This window comes from Spiroplasma endosymbiont of Amphibalanus improvisus, assembly GCF_964030645.1.
Classification (GTDB): Bacteria; Bacillota_I; Bacilli_A; order Mycoplasmatales; family Mycoplasmataceae; genus CAXIPX01.
Genome location: NZ_CAXIPX010000003.1, coordinates 113,569 through 136,374 on the forward strand (window position 1 = coordinate 113,569; position 22,806 = coordinate 136,374).

General features: G+C 26.6%; 21 protein-coding genes. 18 read left to right on the forward strand and 3 right to left on the reverse strand.

Annotated features, from left to right (window positions below; translation table 4 throughout):
• Nucleotides 1-14 precede the first annotated feature (14 nt).
• From AAHM77_RS00985 to infB, 9 genes are all read left to right on the forward strand, one after another.
• A complete protein-coding gene (locus AAHM77_RS00985) occupies nucleotides 15-260 on the forward strand; it encodes a hypothetical protein (protein WP_342252272.1) in 246 nt (81 codons plus the stop codon).
• Between the two features lie 14 nt (nucleotides 261-274).
• On the forward strand, nucleotides 275-1,618 hold the full coding sequence (locus AAHM77_RS00990) for a hypothetical protein (RefSeq protein ID WP_342252273.1): 1,344 nt from the start codon (nucleotides 275-277) through the stop codon (nucleotides 1,616-1,618).
• Between the two features lie 77 nt (nucleotides 1,619-1,695).
• Nucleotides 1,696-2,856, forward strand: coding sequence for a tRNA 2-thiouridine(34) synthase MnmA (gene mnmA / locus AAHM77_RS00995; RefSeq protein ID WP_342252607.1), 1,161 nt, complete (start codon nucleotides 1,696-1,698; stop codon nucleotides 2,854-2,856).
• A gap of 10 nt (nucleotides 2,857-2,866) precedes the next feature.
• Complete coding sequence (gene recD2, locus AAHM77_RS01000; protein WP_342252274.1) at nucleotides 2,867-5,047, forward strand: SF1B family DNA helicase RecD2; 2,181 nt, start codon at nucleotides 2,867-2,869, stop codon at nucleotides 5,045-5,047.
• A 50-nt stretch (nucleotides 5,048-5,097) separates the two neighbouring features.
• The gene (gene hisS, locus AAHM77_RS01005) at nucleotides 5,098-6,381 is read left to right on the forward strand and encodes a histidine--tRNA ligase (protein WP_342252275.1); all 1,284 of its coding nucleotides are present in this window, start codon (nucleotides 5,098-5,100) and stop codon (nucleotides 6,379-6,381) included.
• Complete coding sequence (gene aspS / locus AAHM77_RS01010; protein ID WP_342252276.1) at nucleotides 6,365-8,110, forward strand: aspartate--tRNA ligase; 1,746 nt, start codon at nucleotides 6,365-6,367, stop codon at nucleotides 8,108-8,110. Before hisS ends, aspS begins: the two co-directional genes overlap by 17 nt.
• 112 nt (nucleotides 8,111-8,222) lie before the next feature.
• Complete coding sequence (nusA, locus tag AAHM77_RS01015; protein ID WP_342252277.1) at nucleotides 8,223-9,467, forward strand: transcription termination factor NusA; 1,245 nt, start codon at nucleotides 8,223-8,225, stop codon at nucleotides 9,465-9,467.
• 33 nt (nucleotides 9,468-9,500) lie between these two features.
• Nucleotides 9,501-9,803, forward strand: a complete 303-nt coding sequence (locus AAHM77_RS01020) for a L7Ae/L30e/S12e/Gadd45 family ribosomal protein (protein WP_342252278.1) — start codon at nucleotides 9,501-9,503, stop codon at nucleotides 9,801-9,803.
• 503 nt (nucleotides 9,804-10,306) lie between these two features.
• The gene (gene infB / locus AAHM77_RS01025; protein WP_425288818.1) at nucleotides 10,307-12,163 is read left to right on the forward strand and encodes a translation initiation factor IF-2; all 1,857 of its coding nucleotides are present in this window, start codon (nucleotides 10,307-10,309) and stop codon (nucleotides 12,161-12,163) included.
• A gap of 67 nt (nucleotides 12,164-12,230) precedes the next feature.
• Here infB and AAHM77_RS01030 read toward each other — a convergent pair whose 3' ends face one another.
• Nucleotides 12,231-12,629: a hypothetical protein gene (locus AAHM77_RS01030; protein WP_342252280.1), complete on the reverse strand. Its 399-nt coding sequence runs from the start codon at nucleotides 12,627-12,629 to the stop codon at nucleotides 12,231-12,233.
• Between the two features lie 2 nt (nucleotides 12,630-12,631).
• Nucleotides 12,632-13,477 (reverse strand): bifunctional 5,10-methylenetetrahydrofolate dehydrogenase/5,10-methenyltetrahydrofolate cyclohydrolase, encoded by an 846-nt coding sequence (locus AAHM77_RS01035; protein WP_342252281.1) that lies wholly within the window; start codon nucleotides 13,475-13,477, stop codon nucleotides 12,632-12,634.
• Between the two features lie 118 nt (nucleotides 13,478-13,595).
• On the opposite strand from AAHM77_RS01035, the gene AAHM77_RS01040 reads away from it, so the two are divergent.
• The 9 genes from AAHM77_RS01040 (at nucleotide 13,596) to AAHM77_RS01080 (ending at nucleotide 21,975) form a co-directional block, all read left to right on the forward strand.
• Complete coding sequence (locus AAHM77_RS01040) at nucleotides 13,596-14,813, forward strand: hypothetical protein (RefSeq protein ID WP_342252282.1); 1,218 nt, start codon at nucleotides 13,596-13,598, stop codon at nucleotides 14,811-14,813.
• A 416-nt stretch (nucleotides 14,814-15,229) separates the two neighbouring features.
• Nucleotides 15,230-16,534 (forward strand): hypothetical protein, encoded by a 1,305-nt coding sequence (locus AAHM77_RS01045; protein WP_342252283.1) that lies wholly within the window; start codon nucleotides 15,230-15,232, stop codon nucleotides 16,532-16,534.
• Nucleotides 16,535-16,688: 154 nt separating this feature from the next.
• Nucleotides 16,689-17,057: a hypothetical protein gene (locus AAHM77_RS01050; protein ID WP_342252284.1), complete on the forward strand. Its 369-nt coding sequence runs from the start codon at nucleotides 16,689-16,691 to the stop codon at nucleotides 17,055-17,057.
• Between the two features lie 24 nt (nucleotides 17,058-17,081).
• Complete coding sequence (locus AAHM77_RS01055; protein ID WP_342252285.1) at nucleotides 17,082-18,422, forward strand: hypothetical protein; 1,341 nt, start codon at nucleotides 17,082-17,084, stop codon at nucleotides 18,420-18,422.
• Nucleotides 18,423-18,618: 196 nt separating this feature from the next.
• Entirely contained in the window at nucleotides 18,619-19,512 is an 894-nt protein-coding gene (truB, locus tag AAHM77_RS01060) for a tRNA pseudouridine(55) synthase TruB (protein WP_342252286.1), read from the forward strand.
• Nucleotides 19,513-19,530: 18 nt separating this feature from the next.
• The gene (gene ribF, locus AAHM77_RS01065; protein WP_342252287.1) at nucleotides 19,531-20,433 is read left to right on the forward strand and encodes a riboflavin biosynthesis protein RibF; all 903 of its coding nucleotides are present in this window, start codon (nucleotides 19,531-19,533) and stop codon (nucleotides 20,431-20,433) included.
• Nucleotides 20,434-20,488: 55 nt separating this feature from the next.
• The gene (gene rpsO / locus AAHM77_RS01070) at nucleotides 20,489-20,755 is read left to right on the forward strand and encodes a 30S ribosomal protein S15 (protein ID WP_342252288.1); all 267 of its coding nucleotides are present in this window, start codon (nucleotides 20,489-20,491) and stop codon (nucleotides 20,753-20,755) included.
• Nucleotides 20,756-20,772: 17 nt separating this feature from the next.
• Nucleotides 20,773-21,135 (forward strand): hypothetical protein, encoded by a 363-nt coding sequence (locus AAHM77_RS01075; RefSeq protein WP_342252289.1) that lies wholly within the window; start codon nucleotides 20,773-20,775, stop codon nucleotides 21,133-21,135.
• Nucleotides 21,136-21,975, forward strand: coding sequence for an aldose epimerase family protein (locus AAHM77_RS01080; RefSeq protein ID WP_342252290.1), 840 nt, complete (start codon nucleotides 21,136-21,138; stop codon nucleotides 21,973-21,975).
• A gap of 12 nt (nucleotides 21,976-21,987) precedes the next feature.
• Here AAHM77_RS01080 and AAHM77_RS01085 read toward each other — a convergent pair whose 3' ends face one another.
• On the reverse strand, nucleotides 21,988-22,647 hold the full coding sequence (locus AAHM77_RS01085; protein ID WP_342252291.1) for a hypothetical protein: 660 nt from the start codon (nucleotides 22,645-22,647) through the stop codon (nucleotides 21,988-21,990).
• Nucleotides 22,648-22,806: the final 159 nt, after the last annotated feature.

The following is a 22,806-nucleotide window of genomic DNA, read 5'->3' on the forward strand; positions in this document are numbered from 1 at the left end:
TTAAGGTGCTTAAAATGAAAAAAGTTGATGTTAAAAATGAATTATCTAATTCAAAAATAATCAAAAGCAAGTTGGATGGCAATCTGCACACAAACTATCAATATGGTGTTAATTTTATTCCACTGATAGATGAAAAATCTTTATTTGATGAAAATATTGGTTATAATAAAAATAATAAATTAAATAATTTATTTAATAATAATCATTATAGTTATGAAATAAATAAAAAAAATTTAAGCAAAAATAAAATAAATAATTAAAAAGGGTTTATAAAATGGTTAAAAATAGCATCACTGATTTTAATTTAGATCTTAAAGAAGTTACAGATTCATTAGAACCTACATCTGAAAATCTTTTTAATGCAAATTTTGATTTACCAAATTTGGATTCAAAAGAAGAAAAAAAGTTAAAAAATGATTTAAATAAAGAATATTGAAAACAATTAGAAAATGAAACCAAAAAAGATAATGTATTACAGGAAGAAAAATCCAATTTAAATAATAAAAAAGATGTAACTTATAATTTTTTCGATCCCAAAAAAACACCTAATTCATTAGGTCCGCTTGTTAAAACCAACTATTTGCCTTCGCATAATGATAATTTTTCTACTGAAGAATTAGAAAGATTAGAATATGAACACGATAACCCAAATTTAGCTTTAGATGCCAATTTGAATCCCTTGCCACAATATGAACTTTTTAAAACTGATAAGGAAAAAACAACAATCTTTAAAAATAAAACAAAAAATGAGCCAACAAGTTCATTGTGAGAAATTGTTAGTCAAAAGCAACGTGAAAAAGCTAACATGGAATCTCTTGAGATAAAAAGCGCCTTAGGTAAGGCGATGAAAGTTCGAAAACATATAGAATATACTGATTTGAATTATGAAGATTTAAAAAAATCTAAGGAAAAATTTTATCAAGGAATATCTAATCCAGTTCAAGAGTATAATCCAAATAATACTTGATATGCTAAAATTAAACATTTTTTTAAAAGAACAAATTTACGTTTGGCACATCATGATAAAAAAAGAGGTTTCAATGAAAATGTATATCAAACTGGAGAACACTTAAAATATAATTTTAAAATTAAAACTTTACACAATGGTAAAACCCGAGTTAAAAATGTTCGTAAAAAACATGCATTGAATTGAAAAAATCCAATTTTAGCTACTGGAAGATCGTTAGCACCAATTGGTTTGTTATTTAGTTTGTTAAGTACTTTTATTTTCACTTCATGATTCACTGGTTCAAATGTCGTGAATATTCACTATAATTTGTATACTTTAGTTGATAGTTTTATTCCGAATTTATTTAATTTATCTAATTCTGATTTTTGATCTCCAAGTCGGGTATTTAATATTATGGTCGAAGGTTCATTATTAATTATTTTGATCACACCACTAATGGTTTCATCGAATAAAAAAGTTTTGTTTTTCTTTGCAAGTTTATTAAATTTAATTTCAGTGATTTGGTTTTCATATTCATTTTATGGTTATTTTGCTATTCAAGATGAACAACTTATTGTAGGAAGTGGTAGTTTTATTGCATCCCAAGTTTTATGGGCAGCTAGTATTTTAGGGACAAGCTTTATTATTCATGAGGTTTTCTTGGCATAATATTATTGAAAAAGGAATTTAAATTTCTTTTTTTTATTATATTAGTTATTATATAATTGATAATTATATAATATTTTTTAAAAGAACAGTGTGGTGATTTGGTGCCAAAAAAAGTAATCTTAGGAATTTCTGGCGGAGTCGATTCATCAGTTTGCGCATTGTTGTTAAAACAAAATCCGGACTATTCTATTGAATTATTATTTATGCGTAATTGAGATAGTAATGTTAATAATGATATTTTAGGTAATAAAAGTAATGATTTAATATGTCCACAAGAACAAGATTATAATGACGCCAAAAACATTGCAGAACATCTGGGGTTAAAAATTCATCGGGTAGATTTTAGCAAGGAATACTGGGATATGGTTTTTACTAATTTTTTAACAGAATACCAAAATGGAAGAACGCCTAATCCAGATATTTTATGTAATAAGTTTATTAAATTTGATGCTTTTCTAAAATATGCAAAAACTAAATTGCATGCAGATTATATTGCGATGGGTCATTATGCAAAAGTACAGTATATTCCAGAAGTTAAAGAATTTCAATTGTTAAAACCAAAAGATACAAATAAAGATCAAACTTATTTTTTGAGCCAATTAAATCAAAGCCAATTGTCACAGACCATTTTTCCATTAGCTAATTTGACTAAAGAAGAAGTTAGAAAAATTGCTCTTGATAATAATTTATTGACTGCAAATAAAAAAGATTCAACAGGGATTTGTTTCATTGGTGAGCGTGATTTTCAATTATTTTTAGAAAATTATATTCCTAATCAACCAGGTAATGTTATTGATATTAATACCAAAAAAATAATTGGTCAACACATTGGTGTAATGTACTACACTATTGGTCAGAGAAAAGGTTTGAATTTATCTGGTTTTGAACATCCTTATTTTGTAGTGGGTAAAGATATGGAGAATAAAATTTTATATGTAGCAAATAGTGAAAATGAACATTATTTATTATCTGATAAATGCAAAGTTACAAATGTGAATTGAATTAATAATAATTTAAATCAATTCAAAAATATTAGAGTTAAGTTTCGTTATCGGCAAAAAGATATAAATATTGAATTAGAAATAATTGATCAAAACTCAGTTTGGGTAAAATATCCTCAAAGAGCAAAATCAGTATCACCCGGACAACAAGCGGTGTTTTATAGTGGCGATGTTTGTTTAGGTGGCGGTGTAATTGATACAATTTATTTAAATAATAAAAAAATAACTTTTATATAGGTAAAGAATTATGGAATTAGAAACTGTAACTGGAAAATTATTGAAAATTGTTTTTGAATCAAATAATGGTTTTATAATAGCGCATTTTAAAACCGAAGATAAAAAAACAATATCTATCAAAGGTAATTTGTCAGTTATGAACGAAAATAAAACTTACGATCTAAAAGGTTCGTGAACACAAAATAATCCAAAGTACCAACCTTCATTCAATGTTTCTGAAATTATAGAAAAAAAAATCAGTGATAATAAATCTTTAATTCAGTATCTATCATCGCCACTTTTTCCGTCAATTGGACCAGTTATGGCCAAACGAATTGTTGAGACATTGGGTATAGAATGTTTGGAGATTATTGATAATCACCCTGAGCAATTACAAGAAATTAAAGGTCTGAAACAAGAACAAATAGATATTTTATGCAAAATTATTGTCGAAAATAAACAAGAACAAGAAATAATACAAAAATTTAATAAATTTAAAATTGATTATAAAATTTTTGAAAAATTAAAAAATATTTATAGTTTATCTAAAATTAAAGAATTACTTTCGGTCAATCCATATTCCATTTTAGAAATAGATGATTCTGTAAGTTCTTCTTTTGATGCGCTAGATAAATTATTTTTAGGTTTTGTAGGCGAGCCTTTCGCAAAGTTAAGGATAGGTTATGTTGGTTGATACTTTGCAAAAAAGGACAATGCTAGAACAGGTAACACCTATTTAGAACTTGATGATTTAAAAAAGATGATAGTTAATTTTGTATCTTCGCATCGAAATAATTACGATTTGCCCGATAATGCAATAATCGAGGGTTTGATCTATGCCAAAGAAAACGGATTATTATTATTTAAAGATAAAAAAGTTTTTTTACCATGATTTTACAATGCTGAATATGAAATAAGTCAATTTTTAAACAAGTTGAATCAAATTGTAGAGATTGAAAATGAACAATTTTTAGAAATTGTTCAACAATATCAAAAGAGTAATAGTATTGTCTATGATTCAACGCAAATTGAAGCCTTGAAAAAAGCGGTTTTTAATAAATTCTCAATCATTACTGGTGGACCGGGTACTGGTAAAACTACAGTTATTAAAGGGTTGCTTAATTTATTTAATAAAATATATGATAAACCTAAAATTCTTTTAGCAGCACCCACCGGAAAAGCTGCTAAAAGAATAAAAGAACAAACCAATATGAATGCATCAACAATACATAAATTATTAGAATGAAATCCATCGGATACCGACTCTAATTTTGAACGAGACAAAATCATCAAGGCTGATATTTTGATTGTTGATGAGTCAAGTATGGTTGATTTAATCTTATTTAAGAATTTAATTTCTTATTTGCCAGATGTTAAACATTTAATTTTGATTGGTGATCCAAATCAACTGCCATCAATTCAGGCGGGTAATGTTTTAGCGGACATTATAGATTCAAAAAAATTTCCTGTTACTTATTTAAAACAAGTTTATCGACAAAGTGAGGAAAATCACATTATAGATTTATGCTATTCAGTCTTGTCTGCTGATATTAATTTTGAATTTGATAATAAAAAAGATGTAACTTTTTTGCATTACGATGACGACCAAGAAATTTTAGAACAAGTGATTACAAACTATATAGAGTTAACGAAACAAGAAGGTATCAACCCAATCAATGACATCCAAATTGCAATTCCAAAATATCGTGGCGTAACCGGCATTGATGCAGTTAATGATCAAATTCAAAAATATAATTTAATTGTAAACACCCCAAATCAAAGTATTAAAATTATGAATCAAGTTTTTTATCCAAATGATAAAATAATGCAAACTAAAAATCGTCCAGAATTAGATATATATAATGGTGATACTGGTATTATTGAAGAAATTGTATTTGAACGAGATAAGAAAAAAACAATCAGAGCAAATTTTAATAACACTATCATCACATACCCTAGTGATACATTGACAGACATTAAATTATCTTATGCTGCTTCAGTCCACAAACTACAAGGTAGTGAATATAATAATTTAATATTGGTTGTAAATTTCCGTGATATTTTTATGTTAAATAAAAATTTAATTTATACAGCAATTAGCAGGTCAAAACAAAAATTAATAATAATCGGTCAACACCAAGCATGGCTCAGGGCTATTAATACAGATAGTGTTAAACGGTTAACGATGTTAAAAGAAAGAATTAATGAGTAAACAAACAATAATATTTTGTTATGATATTATTAGATATTTTAAGGTGAACAATGATGCAAATAACTAAACCTCGTGGAACTGAGGACTGATTTTATGAACGCGCTGAGCAGTTTATGATTTTATCTACTATTATTCGAAATTTAATATACAAATATAATTATAAAGAAATTATGACCCCCATTTTTGAATCAAAAGATTTATTCGTTCGTTCGGTGGGTGATACTAGTGATGTAGTTAGCAAAGAAATGTTTGAATTTTTAGACAAAAAACACAGAGCTATGGTTTTACGACCAGAAGCAACAGCCGCTACAATTCGTGCCATCTTAGAAAATAATTTACACAATAAATATGAATTGCCATTAAAACAATTTTATATCGGACCTATGTTCCGCTATGAAAGACCGCAAAAAGGTCGTTTACGTCAGTTTCATCAATTTGGAATTGAATGTGTAGGATCAAAATCACCATATCTAGATGTAGAGATTATTACGATTATGTGACATTTATTGAGTTATTTTGAAATTAAAAATTGTCGATTAAAGATTAATTTTTTAGGTGATCAAAATACCATTAAAAAATATACTAAGGACTTGGTGAAAACAGTTTCTAAATTATTATTATGTGATGATTGCAAATCAAGAATTAAAAATAATCCATTACGTTTATTAGATTGCAAAAAAGATCAAAAACAATTTCAAAATTTACCATCAATTTTGAATTATTTGTCTAGTGGGCAAAAAACTTATTTCCAAACTATTCAAAATTTATTGACGGAATTAAAAATTGCTTTTGTGGTGGACCATAAATTAGTGCGTGGTTTAGATTATTATAATGATTTTGTTTTTGAATTTGTCCAAGACACTGATGAAGGCGAATTTACCATTTGTGGTGGCGGACGATATGATACATTAGTTAATCAATTGGAAAAAAACCAAAACCTACCTGCAATTGGTTTTGCCTTGGGAATTGAGCGATTACTATTGTTGTTAGAAAAAAATAATGTTCATTTAACGTCACCACCAATGATTGATGTCTATGTTATTTCATTGTCAAAAGCTGCTAAATTATGAGCGCATAAAATTATGTTAGATTTGAGAAGAGAAGATTATATTGTTGATTGTGATTTCATGGATCGAAATATTAAATCTCAGTTTAAGAGTTCTGAACGAAAAGGAGCTATGTGAACACTGATTATAGGTGACGATGAAATTAAGCAAAATAAAATTAATATTAAAAACCAAACAACTAAATTAGAACATTCCATTCCAATATCAGAGTTAATTAATTTTTTAAATCAAAAAAAGGAGCAAACAGATAATGAAAAGAACACATAATTGTGGTGAGTTAAACTTAAAATATGTTAAGCAAAACGTAATCATTGCAGGCTTTGTTAATAAAGTGCGTAAATTAGGAGCGATGACTTTTATTGATATTCGTGATATGTATGGATTAACACAAGTTGTGATTAATGAAAAAACAATCGAAAACGAACTGCTAAATAAAATTAAAAAAGAATGTGTTGTTAGTGTATCTGGAATGGTGACTAAACGAAAATCAATTAATAAAGATATTAAGACTGGTGATATAGAAATTATTGTTGAGAGTTTACAATTATTATCTATTGCAAAAATGACTCCTTTATTAATTCAAAATAATACCGATGCGCTAGAAGATATTCGATTAAAATATCGTTACCTAGATTTAAGACGCCCTGTAATGAAAGATATTTTTTTAATGCGCAATCAAATTAATTGAGAAATTCGTAAGTACTTACAAGATAATAAATTTATCGAAATAGAAACACCAATTCTTAACAAATCAACACCTGAAGGTGCTCGAGACTTTGTGATTCCTAGTAGAATGAATTCCAATAAATTTTATGCACTCCCACAATCACCACAATTGTTTAAGCAATTATTAATGATCTCTGGATTTGATAGATATTATCAAATTGCAAAATGTTTTCGTGATGAGGACTTACGTTCGGATCGCCAATTAGAATTTACACAATTGGACATGGAAATAGCTTTTACTGATTTTGCAGAAATTAGAAAAATAATTGAACCATTGTTTCAAAATATTTTTAAGAAAATTAAAAAAATTGATATTAAAGCACCCTTTAAAACTTTAACTTATGTAGAAGCAATGAAAAATTACGGCACAGATAAACCTGATTTAAGATATGATTTATTAATCAAGGTAGTCTGTGACGCCTTCCGTAAATCCCAATTTAAAATTTTTGAAAGTTGTGCAAACAATAAGGAAAAAGTTGTTAATTCCATTTTCGTTGAAAAAATTATTGATAAAAAACAAATTAATGAATTAACAAGAATCGCCACTCAAAATAAAGCACAAGGCTTAGCATGAATAAAATATGAAAATAATGAATACTCAGGACCTATTGTTAAGTTTTTAACTAACGAAGAATTGGAAAATTTTAGTCTTATTGTTAATCCTTCTAAAAAAACAGGTACTTTTTTAATTATTGCTGATTTCAAAAAGAATGCTTATCCAGCAATGGGAGCGGTGCGAGTAGAAGTGGCGAATATGTTTCAACTAAATAATAATGGAAAAAATGAATTTGTTTGAATTACAGAATGACCATTATTTGAATGAGATGATGAAGAAAATAAATTAACTAGTGCACATCATCCGTTTACTTCTCCTGTGTCAGAACATTTATCAAATTTTGACACTAATCCACTAGAAGCAAAAGCACAAGCTTATGATTTGGTTTTAAATGGATATGAAATAGGTGGTGGAAGCATCAGAATCCATGACCTGACAATTCAAAAAAGAATGTTCAACACTTTAAAATTATCTTCAAAACAAATTGAAGAAAAATTTGGGTGATTCTTAAAAGCTTTTGATTATGGTGTACCACCTCATGGTGGAATCGCTTTCGGTCTTGATCGAATTACAATGATTTTAAGTGAAACTACATCAATTCGTGATGTGATCGCTTTCCCTGTGAATTCATCGGGAGTGAATACAATGTGTGATTCTCCAGACGCTATTGATTCTAAACAGTTAAAAGAGTTAAAATTAAAACTGATTAAATAAGAGGTTATTTAAGGTTGACAAAAAATATTAATAAAATATAATTATTTTAAATTAGTTTGTTTAAAAAGCACGTCTAACGTGCTTTTTATATTTTTGGAAAGGAATATAAACATTGGCAACAAAGAAAACCGTTACAAAAGGACCTTCATTAGAAGAGATAAATATTTTAGAATTAGCAGATACATTGTCACAAGAAAAACAAATTGATAAAGACAAAGTAGTAGAAGCGGTAGTAGACGGAATAAAAAAAGTGTATGAAAAAAAATTTGATCCTGATGCTGAATTGGAAATCATCTTTAATGAATTAGGTGGTTTAAGAGTTTTTAAAAAATTGTTAGTAGTAGAAAAAGTAGAAGATGAATACGGTGAAATATCTTTAGAACAAGCAATTGAAAAATTTGATCCAGAAGCAAAAGTTGGAAATCATGTTTTAGAACAAATTAACTCAAAAGAATTTAATCGTTTAATTATTAATTCTGCTGTACAAATTATTAAACAAAATCTAAGAGAAGCTGAAAAAGATTCTGTAATTGAAAAATATAGTCCAATGATTGGACAATTAATGTATGGAGAAGTTGTCTCTCTTGAACGTCGCTTTGAAGAAGAATACTGATTAATTAAGGTGGACCGCACATTTGCTACTTTAAAAAAAATTAACGCTATTCCTGGTGATCGCTTTCATACTGGTGATCGAATTGCCTTTCATGTTGAAGATGTTGTCAAATCAAAAGATATCGGTCAAATTCAAGCTACAAGAAAATCAAATTTATTTTTAGAGAAAATTATGGAAATAGAGATTCCAGAAGTTTTAGAAGGTGTTATTAAAATTAAATCAATAGTTCGAAATCCTGGTGTACGTAGCAAAGTGGCGGTAATGTCAACAGATTCTAATGTTGATCCGATAGGTGCTTGTGTAGGTAATAAAGGTTCAAGAATTGTATCTATTTCTAATCAATTAAATAATGAAAGAATTGATGTTTGCGCTTGAGAAGAAGATAAACAAACCTTTATTATTAATGCTTTATCGCCAGTTAAAACTATCTCTATTAACAAATTAGAAATGGAGAATAAAGACAATTTAGAAATAAGCACTAACGAACTCGGTAAAGATAATTATGATTATCCTCATTATGATGTGGTCGTTCCTGATGAACAATATTCTTTATCAATTGGAAAAAGAGGGATGTCAATTTGATTAGTTTCACAATTAACTAAATCTAAATTAAATATTGTAAGTTATAAAGACGCTTTAGAAAAGGGGATGACAATTCATTGAAATGGTAATGTCCAAGAAAATGAATTAGATATGATTAATTTAAACGCAAGGTCTAGAAAGAATAGAAACAATAAAGAATAAATTAATAAAGAGAATATTGTTGATTAAAATTTTATGGCAGAAGAAACACAAATTTATAATTGAGTAGGAATCGCAACAAAAGCAGGCAAGGTGCTTGTAGGTTTTCGTTTACTAGAGGCAATTCAACAACAAAAAATATCACTAGTCATTATTGCTAAAGATATGGGCGGAACTCAATTAAAAAAAATTACTAATAAATGCAATTATTATAATATTAAATTTATTTTTGTGGTTAATTCAGAATATTTATCAAAAGCAATTGGTAAAATAAATATTAAAGCAATTGGCATTGCTGAAAAACAAATAGCTAACAAAATATTAAATTGTATGAATTAATAATGAAAAAGAAGCGAGGATGGGAAATGGCAAAAAAAGAAACAGAAAAAACTATAACTAAAAAAGAAACAGTCTTAAAAAATCTGATGGATGAAAAAACAAAAAAAGAGGCAACTAAAACTGCGTCAAAAGAAAAACCGACAGTAACTAAAAAAACTGTTGCAACTAAAAAAACTACAACAAAAACAGCAGTAGTTGATACAATTAAAAATCCTGAAACTAAAAAAGTAGTGTCAAAAGCAAATTATTCTGCACCTATTAAAAAAACAATTTCAAAAGAAAAAACCATTTCTAAAACCAAACCAACAGCTGAAAAACCAATCGCCAATAAATTGAGTACAAATTCTAAAACTGTTGCAAAACCAAAAACTAATGTCGCTCCTAAAGAAAATACTGAAAATAAAAAAAGTGGAAAACCTGTTAAATTATCTAAAAATAATAAAAACAATGCCAAAAAACCAGATAACTTTAAACCCAAAAAGAAAAATTCAAGTAAAAATAAGATAACTAAAAATAATGATTTTAAAGAAAAAATTAAATTACAAAAAGATAATATTAATAAACAATTAAAATCTATTGATACTGGAGTCAAAGATGGAGTTTTTGTCTATTCTTCTGAAATGACTATTATTGAATTTGCTGATAAAATAAATAAAAATGTCAGCGAACCAATTAAATATTTTTTCAATAAAGGAAAGATGCTAAATCAGAATGCTCTTTTAACTGAAGAACAAATAGGTGAATTATGTTTAGAATTTGATCTGGATTTCAAAAAAGAAGTTGAGGTTACTCACGAGAACTTGTTAGAAAATTGACAAGTAGAAGAAGATAAACGTAAATTAAAAAAACGACCTCCAATAGTTACTATTATGGGTCATGTTGACCATGGAAAAACTACTTTACTAGATAAAATTAGACAATCCAACATTACCGATTCTGAACACGGAGGAATCACTCAACATATAGGAGCTTACTCAATTAATCGAGACAAAAATAATAGTATTACTTTTATTGATACACCTGGGCATGCGGTTTTTACTCACATGCGTGCTCGTGGTTCAATGATTACTGATGTAGTGATTTTGGTGGTTGCTGCTGATGATGGTGTTAAACCACAAACTAAAGAAGCCTTAGATCATGCGAAAGATGCTGATGTACCAATAATTATTTTTATTAATAAAATGGATAAAAATAGTGCTAAGCCAGATAATGTAATGTCTAAATTATCTGAATTTGAATTAACTCCAGAAGAATGAGGAGGTTCTACACCTTATGTAAAAGGTAGTGCTGTCACTGGTGACGGTATTGATGAATTGTTAGATACTATTTTATTAGTCTCTGAATTACAAGAATTGAAAACAGATCCTAATCGTTTTGCTAGCGGAACTGTTTTAGAATCTAAATTAGACAAATCATTAGGTCCTGTCGCAACACTGTTGATTCAGTCAGGAACTCTAAAAGAAAAAGATGTATTAGTATGTGGTTCTTCGTTTGGTTATGTACGAAACATTAGAAATAGTGCCAATAAAATAGTGAAACAAGCAGGACCTAGCACTCCAGTAACAGTCACAGGATTAAATAATGTCCCTTATGCAGGTTCTAAATTTTTAGTTTTTGGTGATGAAAAATTAGCAAGGGAAGTTGCAGAAAAAAGAAAAAATAATTTAATAATGACTGAAAGACGTAAACAAAACGCGTTAACTTTAGAAGAATTAAATCAACAATTTAAAGATGGTCAATTAAAGCAAATTAAGATCATTTTAAAAACTGATGTTCACGGAACAATTGAAGCTATTAAAAATGGATTAAGTAAACTAGATATTCCTGGTGTTAAATTATTAATTATTCGTGGTAGTGTAGGAACCATTACAACGACAGATATTGATTTAGCAATCTCTTCAAAAGCTTTAATTATCGGTTTTAACATTAGACCAGATAACAATGTTCGTAAAAAAGCTCAAGAAGATGGAGTCGAAGTTTTATTATACAATGTAATCTATAAATTAATTGATGAAATTAAAGATGTTGCACAAGGATTATTAGACCCTGTAGAAGAAGAAGTTATTTTAGGAGAAGCAGAAGTTCGTAAATTATTTTCACATTCATCGGTAGGGGTTATAGCTGGATGTAAAGTTCAATCGGGAGTGATGAGAAAGAAAGCGAAAGTGCGCATTATTCGTGATAGTAAAGTAATTTATATTGGGGAAATTAATAATTTAAAACAAGGTAAAAATGATGTCAATGAACTTAAAAAAGATCAAGAATGTGGAATTACAATTAAAAAATTCAATGATATCAAAGAAGGTGACATCATTGAAGCCTATGAAATTAAAATAAAAAAGACATTATTAAATTCATAATTAAATCTTAAACTGTTAATTAATTCAAAATTGTTTTAAAAAAACTAAACTGTTTCAGTTTAGTTTTTTATTTTACTTTTATCACTTTGGCATTAGAATGCTTCATCACATCTACAAACCATATAATCGAAATTACTACAATAATAACAGCGGGAATTGATCAAATAAAAATAGTACTGGCACTAGAATCTGTAATCAATGAACCTATAAAAATCAATATACCTAAAATAAAAAATAATAATCCAATAAATAATTTAGTTTTTTTGGTATTAGCGAACATTGTTAATACAGCCAATAGTCAAGTTGCTAAAAAAATTATTGCACCACCATCATTATTGAAGCATTCATAACTAACACCCTTGATTGTTAATGCTAGTATTATTCCTATGAATAATCAAAGACTGGCAACCCAGCCAAATATTTTTACTCATGTAACATCTATTTTGATAGAACCCAAAGATTTCATATTTATTTCCTTTTATTTTGCGTTTTATATAAATTTAATAAATTTTCAAACAAACTCACAATAGTCATTAAACCGATGCCACCCGGAACAGGTGTATACAATTTTATTTTGTTAATTAATTTATCAGAGATTGCTAAGTCACCAGTAATTTTACCATTTTTTTCATTAATACCAATATCTAAAATTATAGAATTTTTTTTCACCATATGGTAATTAACTAAATCAGGGGCACCAGCGGCAATAATTATAAGGTCAGCATTTTTAGTATATTGAGATAAATTCTTTGTACTCTTGCTACACACACTAACAGATGCATTTTTATTTAATAAATAACTAACGATTGGCTTCCCGACAATATTACTTTTCCCGATTACACAAGCGTCAATTCCGCATAAATCTAATTCAATGGCATCTAAAATATGTGTGACTCCACGACATGTGGCAGGAACAATGCTTGGATTATCGATAAATAATTTTCCTAAATGATGAGGATGAAAACCATCTACGTCTTTATTATAATCAATTGCTTCAATAATTATTTTAGGTTCAATGTGTTTGGGCAATGGTAATTGTACCAAAATACCATTAACCTCAGGATTATCATTTTTTTCTTGGATTAATTTTAATAATTGTCTTTGTGTAATTGTTTCTGATAATTTATTTAAAACAATTTTCACACCCAATTCTTCACCAACTTTTATTTTATTATTAATATATTTAGTGCTGGCAAAATCAGTGCCAACTTGTATGATTTCTAAACAAGGATTTATTTTCTGTTCTAAAATTTCATCCTTAATTTTTAATTTTATTGAATTGGCAATTTCGCGACAATTTATTTTTTTATTCATGATGTATCCTTAAACTTTCAATTTATTAATTATAACATTTAAAAGTAATTATTATTTTGAAATCAAATAATTAATATATAATATATAATAAATTAACAAAATGTATGAAAGGTGAATAATGAAAAAATTATTAAGTTCCATTGGGGCAGCAGGGTTATCTCTGATGCCAATAATGTGTGTAGTGGCATGTGATGATGATGGACCAATTGATCAGAGACTAGATTTAGGTTCTTTATCATTTGGTCAATTTAACATTAATCGTTCTGTAACTAAAACTAACGAAGACTTAAAATGACCAATATTGGCAGGAATAGAAAATATCAGTAATGTTAATGTTCAAATTAGTGATTTTGACATTACAGTAAAAGATAATCATGATTGAATACATGATGATTCCATTTTTGATGTTAGTATTCAAGCTAGAGAAAGCAGTTCTGTTTTAAGAGGTTCTACTACTGTAAAGGTTAATCCAAATCTAAATAAAGTAGATATATCTCAAATTAATCAATTGACTTTTGCGAAAGACTATAATGTAAAAATAGGTAATAGTCAGGATGATTATTATGCTTCTGGTTATTATCCATCTGAACAGTTAAGTGATGTTGAAGCATTTCAGAATGATTTTGACAAGAGTTTAAAAACTTACATAAATACTATACCAAATACTGATGCAAGCAACGTAACATTTACTTTTAACTGGGATAATAAAGATGATTTTAAAAAACCAGGAGCAATTGTAAAAGGGTCAGTTAAGGTTGATAGTGATCCTGACGGTATTTTAGAAGACTCTGTATTACACTTTAGATTCACTAATTATGCTCCATTAGATTTGACACCAATATTAACCAATCATTTTGAAGGCAATGATCCGGTCAATACTTTTGAAAATACTGCTATGTTTAATAATTGTCCCGATGCAATGATTCCAAAATCAGATACAGCATTTTCACAGAAAACAGCAGGAACCATTTATCATGATATTACATCTGCAGAAAACTACAGTATTCCACCGGAATATCAAAGTTATTTTTCATCTAAATCAATCAATCTATTTTCACAATATAATTTTAGTGAACCAGATCAAAATGGTTATTACACATTTCAAGATGATCAAATAAAATCTCCGGGAGTTATATTGTTAGAATTGACCCCTCTAACCAATGAGGACAAAACTAACCAAGTTAATAAGGATTGAAATAATAAATGTACTATTGATGAAAATGAAATATCTATAGCAATTACAGCTACAATAGATCAGCAGCAATATGGACAAGATTTTATTTTAACAAATGATGAGAAGCAGATTATTTTTAAATATTATTTTCCTACAATTTAATCTAAATGTTTGATTGTAACCTAGCACTGTTATTGAAAATGTTGATGTGATTAGTGAATTTTAAAATCATTATATTTTAAAATGTTTAAACAAACATAATTATGCATTTATAATTATAAATGCATAATTACTAGTTGCATAATGAATTTGACTTACAATTAATTTTAGTTTTAATAAAAAAACCTATTTAATTAGGTTTTTTTATTTATAGAAGCTTATTTTCAAATTAAATAAAAAATAAATAATATTACTATAGCTAAAACAATTTAAATAAAATGATAATTTAAATTATTAATTATGTAATATTTATTGTTTTATAATTTTAATTATTGTAAAATTATATACTTAATTTTTTTTTTTAAAAAATGATATAATTATAATATAGTTTTTTAAAAATAAATTTTAGGTGGTCGCATATGAAAAAAATCTTGAGTTTGTTATCAACAATGAGTGTAGCGGTAGTACCTGTGATGAGTGTTGTCGCTTGTGGAAGTGATGATGTTGTTGATACAAGATATGATTTAGTTAATTTAACTGATAGCATTAATATTAATCGAACAATAACAACAACTGATGATGCTTTGGAAACTTTAATTTTCAATATGATTAATGCACAAAATAACTCTGTTGATATAAGTGAATTAGTTTTTGATATTCCAGAAAATTGATATGATGCAACACAAGGTGAACAATTTGATTTGACTGTTACAGCTGCTGATAATAGTCAAAATATAAAAGGTTCAAAAACGATTGCTGTAGAACAAACTTCGCAACAAGTAGATTTGGGAGCAATAGATAAATTATCATTATCTAAATCTTCAAATGTAAAAATAGCTTCTAATAATGCAAATTTATTTTATTCTGGTTATTATCCTTCAGAATATAACAATTCAGACACAGGCGTTCCTTTAGATGCTGATCAATTTGAAAAAGATTTAACTGCAGCTCTACAAGGTGAACTTAGCCAGATAGATTCAGCGTATGGTGATGCAGAATTTAATATTGTAGTTAATGGTGATTTTACTAACGGAAGTACAATAAAAGGGACAGTGACTGCAAAAACTCATACTGATAAAATTACTGGAACTTTATCATTTAACACAAAATGTTATGATGCGTGTCATTTAGAGAAAATTTATAGTGGTTTTGCTCATTATGAAGACAATGAATTATCTAATTTCTTTCTTTTGAGTAATGTAGATTCAAGTATGCAACCTGATCTTGATGGAGGATATAATGATCCATATTCTCCACTATCAGCTGGAACTATTGCACATCATGTTTCTACAGTTTTTTCTAACAATAATGCAGCAATTCCACCAGAATATAAATCTTACTTAAGTGCAAATAATTTGGATCTATCACCACAATATAATTTTAATGAACCAGATGAAAAAGGTTATTACACATTTAAAGATACAAACACAACTTCAGGACAAGCGGTCGCTAAGTTTTTAATGAATGGTGAAGATGGTGAAGAATTAATACCATTACTTCCAACTGATACAGATCCTACGACGACTGCACAAAAACAATGGATACATGCTGTTTTTACAAACAATTCTGAAGACGGTTCAACTATTCAAGCTTGTACAAGTTTTCAACTTACAGTTAACAAAGAATATCGAGATGATTTTATTTTTTATGATGACATCAATAATTTAAGACCATATTATACGATTATATTTCAATATTATTTTCCATCAGTATCAATAGCATAGTTATAAAATTTTAAATATTTTATTTTAAAAAAAACATCAATATTTATTGATGTTTTTTTTAAAATTATGTTAGAAAACATTATAATTTAAACAAATATTTTAAAAAATTGTTATAATAATATGTAATATTTGAAAGAAAGAATAAAAAGGTTATATGAAAAAAATAGCAGATTTTATTATTCGTCCATTCATTAGAACAACATTATTACTATCTGGAATTACATCAATTGTTTTTGGTGTGTTAATGATTTTTGATGTGCTGACACCTTATCAACTGATGTTTGTTTCAGCAGATAATTGACAAATCACCACAATTTTAATTTCTATAATTGCCGGTTTTGCTTTGATTATTTTACCATTTTTTGGATTTACCAAATTTTTGGTCATACCTTTGTCTGTAATAATAATAATTTTTTCACTATATTTTATTTTGTCTGTTTTATTAGTTACTTCAGCACAACTAATATATATTATTCCTTATTGTATTTCTTTGTGTTCAGCAGGTTTATGATTGTTTTTTTAATATCATTGATAGATAGGTTATTTTATGAAAGTAGAAGATTTAAAATACATAAAACTTAATAGTGTGGTTAAAAAAATTTTAAACATTGATAAGATTGTAAAAAAAAGTATTGATGAAAAATTTAATTTGATTTTAAATAATGCTAGCAAGAAGGGTTATCAAACAAAAGGCTTAAGTGAATTTGGTACTAAAACTTTAGTAGAAAAAAAACAATTGATTGTTAGTATTGCAATAATTAAGAATAAGCCTCATAATATTGATAAATTTTGAAAGCAATTTTACAGCGATGTTCAAGAAATATTATTAAAAGTATTTGGAAAGAAAGAAGAAGTTAAATTAACTAAATTTGGATGTTTTCATATAAATACTATTATTGAATCTTTAAATGTACGTTTTCAAGTTATACCATTTATTTATAAAACAGATCATGACAACATCGATCGTTATTACATTTGAGTTAATGAAGCTAATAAACATGACAATGCCATTGTAGTAGTAGACGCTTTCAATAAAATGAATAAGTTATCCAATGGATTATTAAGGACATTGGTTAAAATTATTAAATCATCAACTGATGGTACTTTTGAATATAGTTATGTTATTTACACTACAATTAGTCGTTGATTTTATGAGTTTTTTTTAATGAAATATAAAAAATTTTTAATTAATTTTGAAAAGAAAAATCCAAAATTAAAATTAGATGATTTTAAACAAACTAAGTTTATTCGTAGTTGAATAGGAAAACACATTAATCCAGATGATTTATTTTACTTCATTTTAAAAAAAGTATGAAATAAAAATTCTCATTTTTTCCGTGAATTTGAATTCATTGAAGAGGAAATCTTTAATTCCATCTCTCGTTATAGTTGGTTTGAAAATAATTGTTTTTTAACACCATACGATTATTATGTGGATTTTGAAATTTTTGATTTAAAAAAATATGATGATTTAACTTATGTTCAAAATAAGTTAACATCAGACCAAATATCGCGCACCGAATTTGACAGGGTAAGATCGCATGATGGAAGAATATATGTTACACCTATTAAAGATAAGGGAGTAGCAGGGTATAGTGACTATGCAATTAATTTTAATACTAAGAATGATGAATTATATGCACAATTAGATCCTATTAAACAAAAACAGGCAATGAATTTGAACCAGCGAGAAATTATGGATGATTTAAATTTAATTGCGCATAATTGGCTTAGCATCTATAAGGAACGTTTTATTTATTCAAAAATCTTTTTTGATCGTAAATATCCAATGATTAAAACAAACAATTATTTCATGCGAATCCAATCGATGTTGCAGTCATTAAAAAAAATAGAAGATAAAGATTTTTTAATTGGTTATGAATTTTAGCAATAAAAAAAGCAAACTAATTTCGTTTGCTTTACAAAATAATTTTAATTAGAATAATTGAACCTCTAATCTGAAAAAACAAATAGAATTAAATTGAACCCCTAATCCAACATCATTAGACTAATTAAATATCTACATATACAATGAAACCCACTTATCATATATACATTATAATTATAACATAATAGAAAAAATAATGCTAACACAAAATTTTAGCAAAGGAGCAAGTATGCGCGGAGTATTACTAGTTGATAAACCAGTGGGGATAACTTCAAATGATGTTCTTCAAAAAATAAAAAAACAGTTAAACATCAAAAAAGCGGGACACACCGGAACTTTAGATCCGCTGGCTTCTGGTTTATTGATAGTGCTTATTAATCAAGATACAAAATTATCAGATTTTTTATTAAATGATGATAAAGAATATGAATTCGTTATGCAGTTATTTATGCAAACAAATACTGGTGATTCAGAAGGTAGAATCTCTGCTGTGCAAAAACCAAAATTAATAACTCAATTAGAGGTTGAACAATGTGTGAGTTATTTTAATGGTTTAGAATATGACCAAATACCACCAATTTATTCAGCTATTAAAGTTAAGGGTAAAAAATTATATGAATATGCTATTAAAGATGAGCAAGTTGATGTATCATCCAGAAAAGTAACGATCAAAAACTTAACTTTAATGAATTATAATAAAAAAGATGGAACAATTAAATTAAAAGCTAATTGTAGCAAGGGTACTTATATACGTAGTCTATGTAAAGATATCGGCATTTTTTTAGGTACTTATGCTACAGTTGTAGAATTAATCCGAACTAAATCTGGTCATTTTGATTTAAGAGATGCTAAATCACTTGAAAAGGTAGAAATAAATGACATAATATCTGGGTATGAAGCATTACTCACAAATAAAAAACCAATGATTGTTCATTATAACATTGATGAAATTAAAAATGGAGTACCAATTATTATTGATGGTCACTCAGAACCGTTTATATTTTTGATAAGTAAGGATAAATCCTTACTAGCTGTTTATGAACATATAGGAAAACATATGTATCGTTGTAAACGTGGATTGTGAACTTAATTTTTTAAAGGCAGGATAATGCAAAATTTAGTTTTTGATAAATCAATTAATAATCTAAAAATGAATTCTACAATCATTTGTTTAGGTGCTTTTGATAGTTTTCACTTGGGTCATCAAAAATTATTAAACAAAACTTTAGAATTAGGAGAAAAAAATAATCTACAGACTATTTTTTTCTCCTTTAATAATGTCGCAAATAATAAGTTAAAATTTAAACCATTAATTTTAGATTATGATTCTAAAATGGAAGTAGTTAGAAAAATGCATTTTGATTATTTTTTAGCTTTTAATGCTAATGATAGTAACTTGCAAATATTACCAGTTGAATTTTTAAAAATATTGAAAAATAATTATAATGTAAAACAAGTTATAGCGGGTAAAGATTTTCATTTCGGGTTCAAGGCTAAAGGTAATAATAAATTACTACAAACATTTTTTGGTAAAAAAAATGTAACTTTGATTCATGATGTTTCTTATCATAATAGAAAAGTCTCTTCAACGATGATAAGAAAATTTCTGCATAAAAATAATTTAGTTAAAGCGAATATGTTAATGAAACAACCTTACACAATCAAAGGGATGGTAGTTGAAGCTAAACATCTGGGTAGAAAGTTAGATTTCCCGACTGTTAATATTATTTTGGAAAATAAATTATTAATCAATTATGGCAGTTTTTATACCAAAACTTTTGTTGATAATAAATGATATTACTCAATGAGTTGCTATCGTGAGATTGATAATCACTTAGTTTTTGAAACTCATATACTAAATTTTAATCAAAATATTTATGGTAAAAATATTAAAATTTATGTTTTAGATTTTATGAGACCCAACTTAAAATTTACATCTGAAAACCAATTGAAATATCAATTAAATATAGATTTAAAAAATACAGTAGAATTTTTTAAATTATTAAAATAATTCTTTTATTTATAGTTTAGAGATGTTATTATATAATAAAAAGAAGGAAATTTTAATGGTAAGTAAGGAAAACAAACAAGAATTACTGAAAAAATATGGTAAAAACCCAAAAGATACTGGTGCTACAGAATTTCAAATTGCACTATTAACTCATGATATTATGAATTTAACAGAACATCTTAAGACTAATAAAAAAGATTATCCTACAAAAAGAAGTTTATTAAAAAAAGTAGCTCAAAGAAAACATTTTTTAAATTATTTAAGCATTAATAATCATGAAAGTTATAAAAATATAATTAGCGACCTTTCAATTCGTAAGTAGCTATATATTTGTTTTTTATGAAAAATTCAAAAATTCAAAAAATAATCATTTTTAAAAATAATCATGAACCTGGATCAGGTTCATCTTTCTTTTTTATGTATTTAAATTCCAAATATAAAAAAATCGATACCCAAATAACGATTGCTTTTGATTTTTTTAACCTTTATCCAACTACAATTCCTATCTCAGAAAATAAATTTTTACACTTTGAAAAGATATATAATTTATTTTTAGAAAAAGGCTTAGTTGGAGATAAGCCCTTGTTGATTAAGGGTTTTTATGACGAAAGTAGTCAATTAGTAAATAATGTTAATATTCGAAAACAAAAGTTAGATAAATTAGAACAACATTTTCTAACTTATAAAAAAAAGGATAATTAAATGATTTATGAATTAAAAAATAAATATATAAAAGTTGAAATTAATGATTCACCCTTAGAAATATGTTCGATAAAAATGAACGATCAAGAATATGTATATCAAAAGGCTGATGCTTGAAAAAAACAATGACCGATTTGTTTTCCTTGAACAGGTAAATTTATTAATAATGAATATTTTCATAAAGATAAAAAATATCAAATGAATAATCATGGTTTTTTTCGTTTGATAAAAAATTGAAAAATTTTATCAAAAACTAATGAAAAAATTATCTTTAGTTTTGAAGATAATAATGAATTTATTGATATATATCCATTCCATTTTGCATTAAAAGTTTTTTTCGAAATTAAAAATAAAACTATTATTAGCAATGTGGAAATAACAAATAATTCAAACGAAGAAATGTTTTATGGTTTCGGATGACATCCGGCATTTTTAATAGACAGCAAAACTGCCCAAGTAAACTTTTCAAAAAAACAAAAAATTATAACTGTTCCAGATGATACATTCATGGATGATAATTTACCAACAACTGTTATTGATAGTCTTGTTGTTGATGAATTTAATTTCGCAAAATCCAATGCTTATTTTATCTTTAATGATGAATCTATATTTTCTTTAGTAGATAAAACAAGAGAGTTGGCAATTGATTGTGAAAATTATAAATATGTTGTATTTTGAAAATGTGACAATGAAGCTAATTACTTTTGTGTAGAACCATGAGCAAGTCACCAAGATGTCAAAGGTAATGAAAATCAAACGTTAAAAACTAAACCAAGTGTTTTAAGTTTACAACCTATGCAATCACAAAACTATAGTTTAAAAGTATCAATTAAAAAATAAATAGTATAAATACTATTTATTTTTTTTGTTTCATTTTTTAAAATTATCTAAACCAAAACCATTTCTAAAGCGATGATGATTTTTAGAGTTAAAATCTTTAATTTTTTGTTTATTTTTGAAGTTGACTATTTTTGGATCAGAATCAGTTTTTGTACTTTGAGTTAACGGTTTATCAGTTTTCTTTATTTTTTTGACATATCTATCATCTGTTAAATCTTGTACCTGAATAACATCAGTTTTATTATTTTCATCTTTAAAGACAGTTTTATTATCTAATTGATTTATATTTTTTGGTTCATAAATTACATTTGGTTCTTTATTAAATTTATTAAAACCAAGTGCTTTTGCTGAATTTAATTGTTCAATTAATTCTTTAGCTTTATTCGTGAAAGAATCGTCAAAATTTGTGGAATGACCAATCAAACGATTAATGTTTTTTAAAACTTCTTTTTGTTCAATAGAAACTTCATTTTTAAAATTAATTAACTTTTCAATAGTTGCAGTAGAAAGCCGTAAATTAGTTAATTCTTTTAAAATAACAACTAATTTCGGGTCTTTTATTTTTTTACTTAATTTATTCACGATCTCTTGTAATTTAGCATCATTTTTATTATCAGTAACAACTTTTACTTCTCTAACTGATTTAAAATTATTATTATCATTTGAGTACATTTATAAATAACCTTTTATCAATAATATATTTTATTTAATGATAACACATATTTTATTTTTAAAATATAAAAATAATAGTATAATTATATTGCCCGCAAGGGCAATTCTCATAACGTTTTTTTTAACGTTACAGGTACTTAAGGATTATTAACCGCTCAA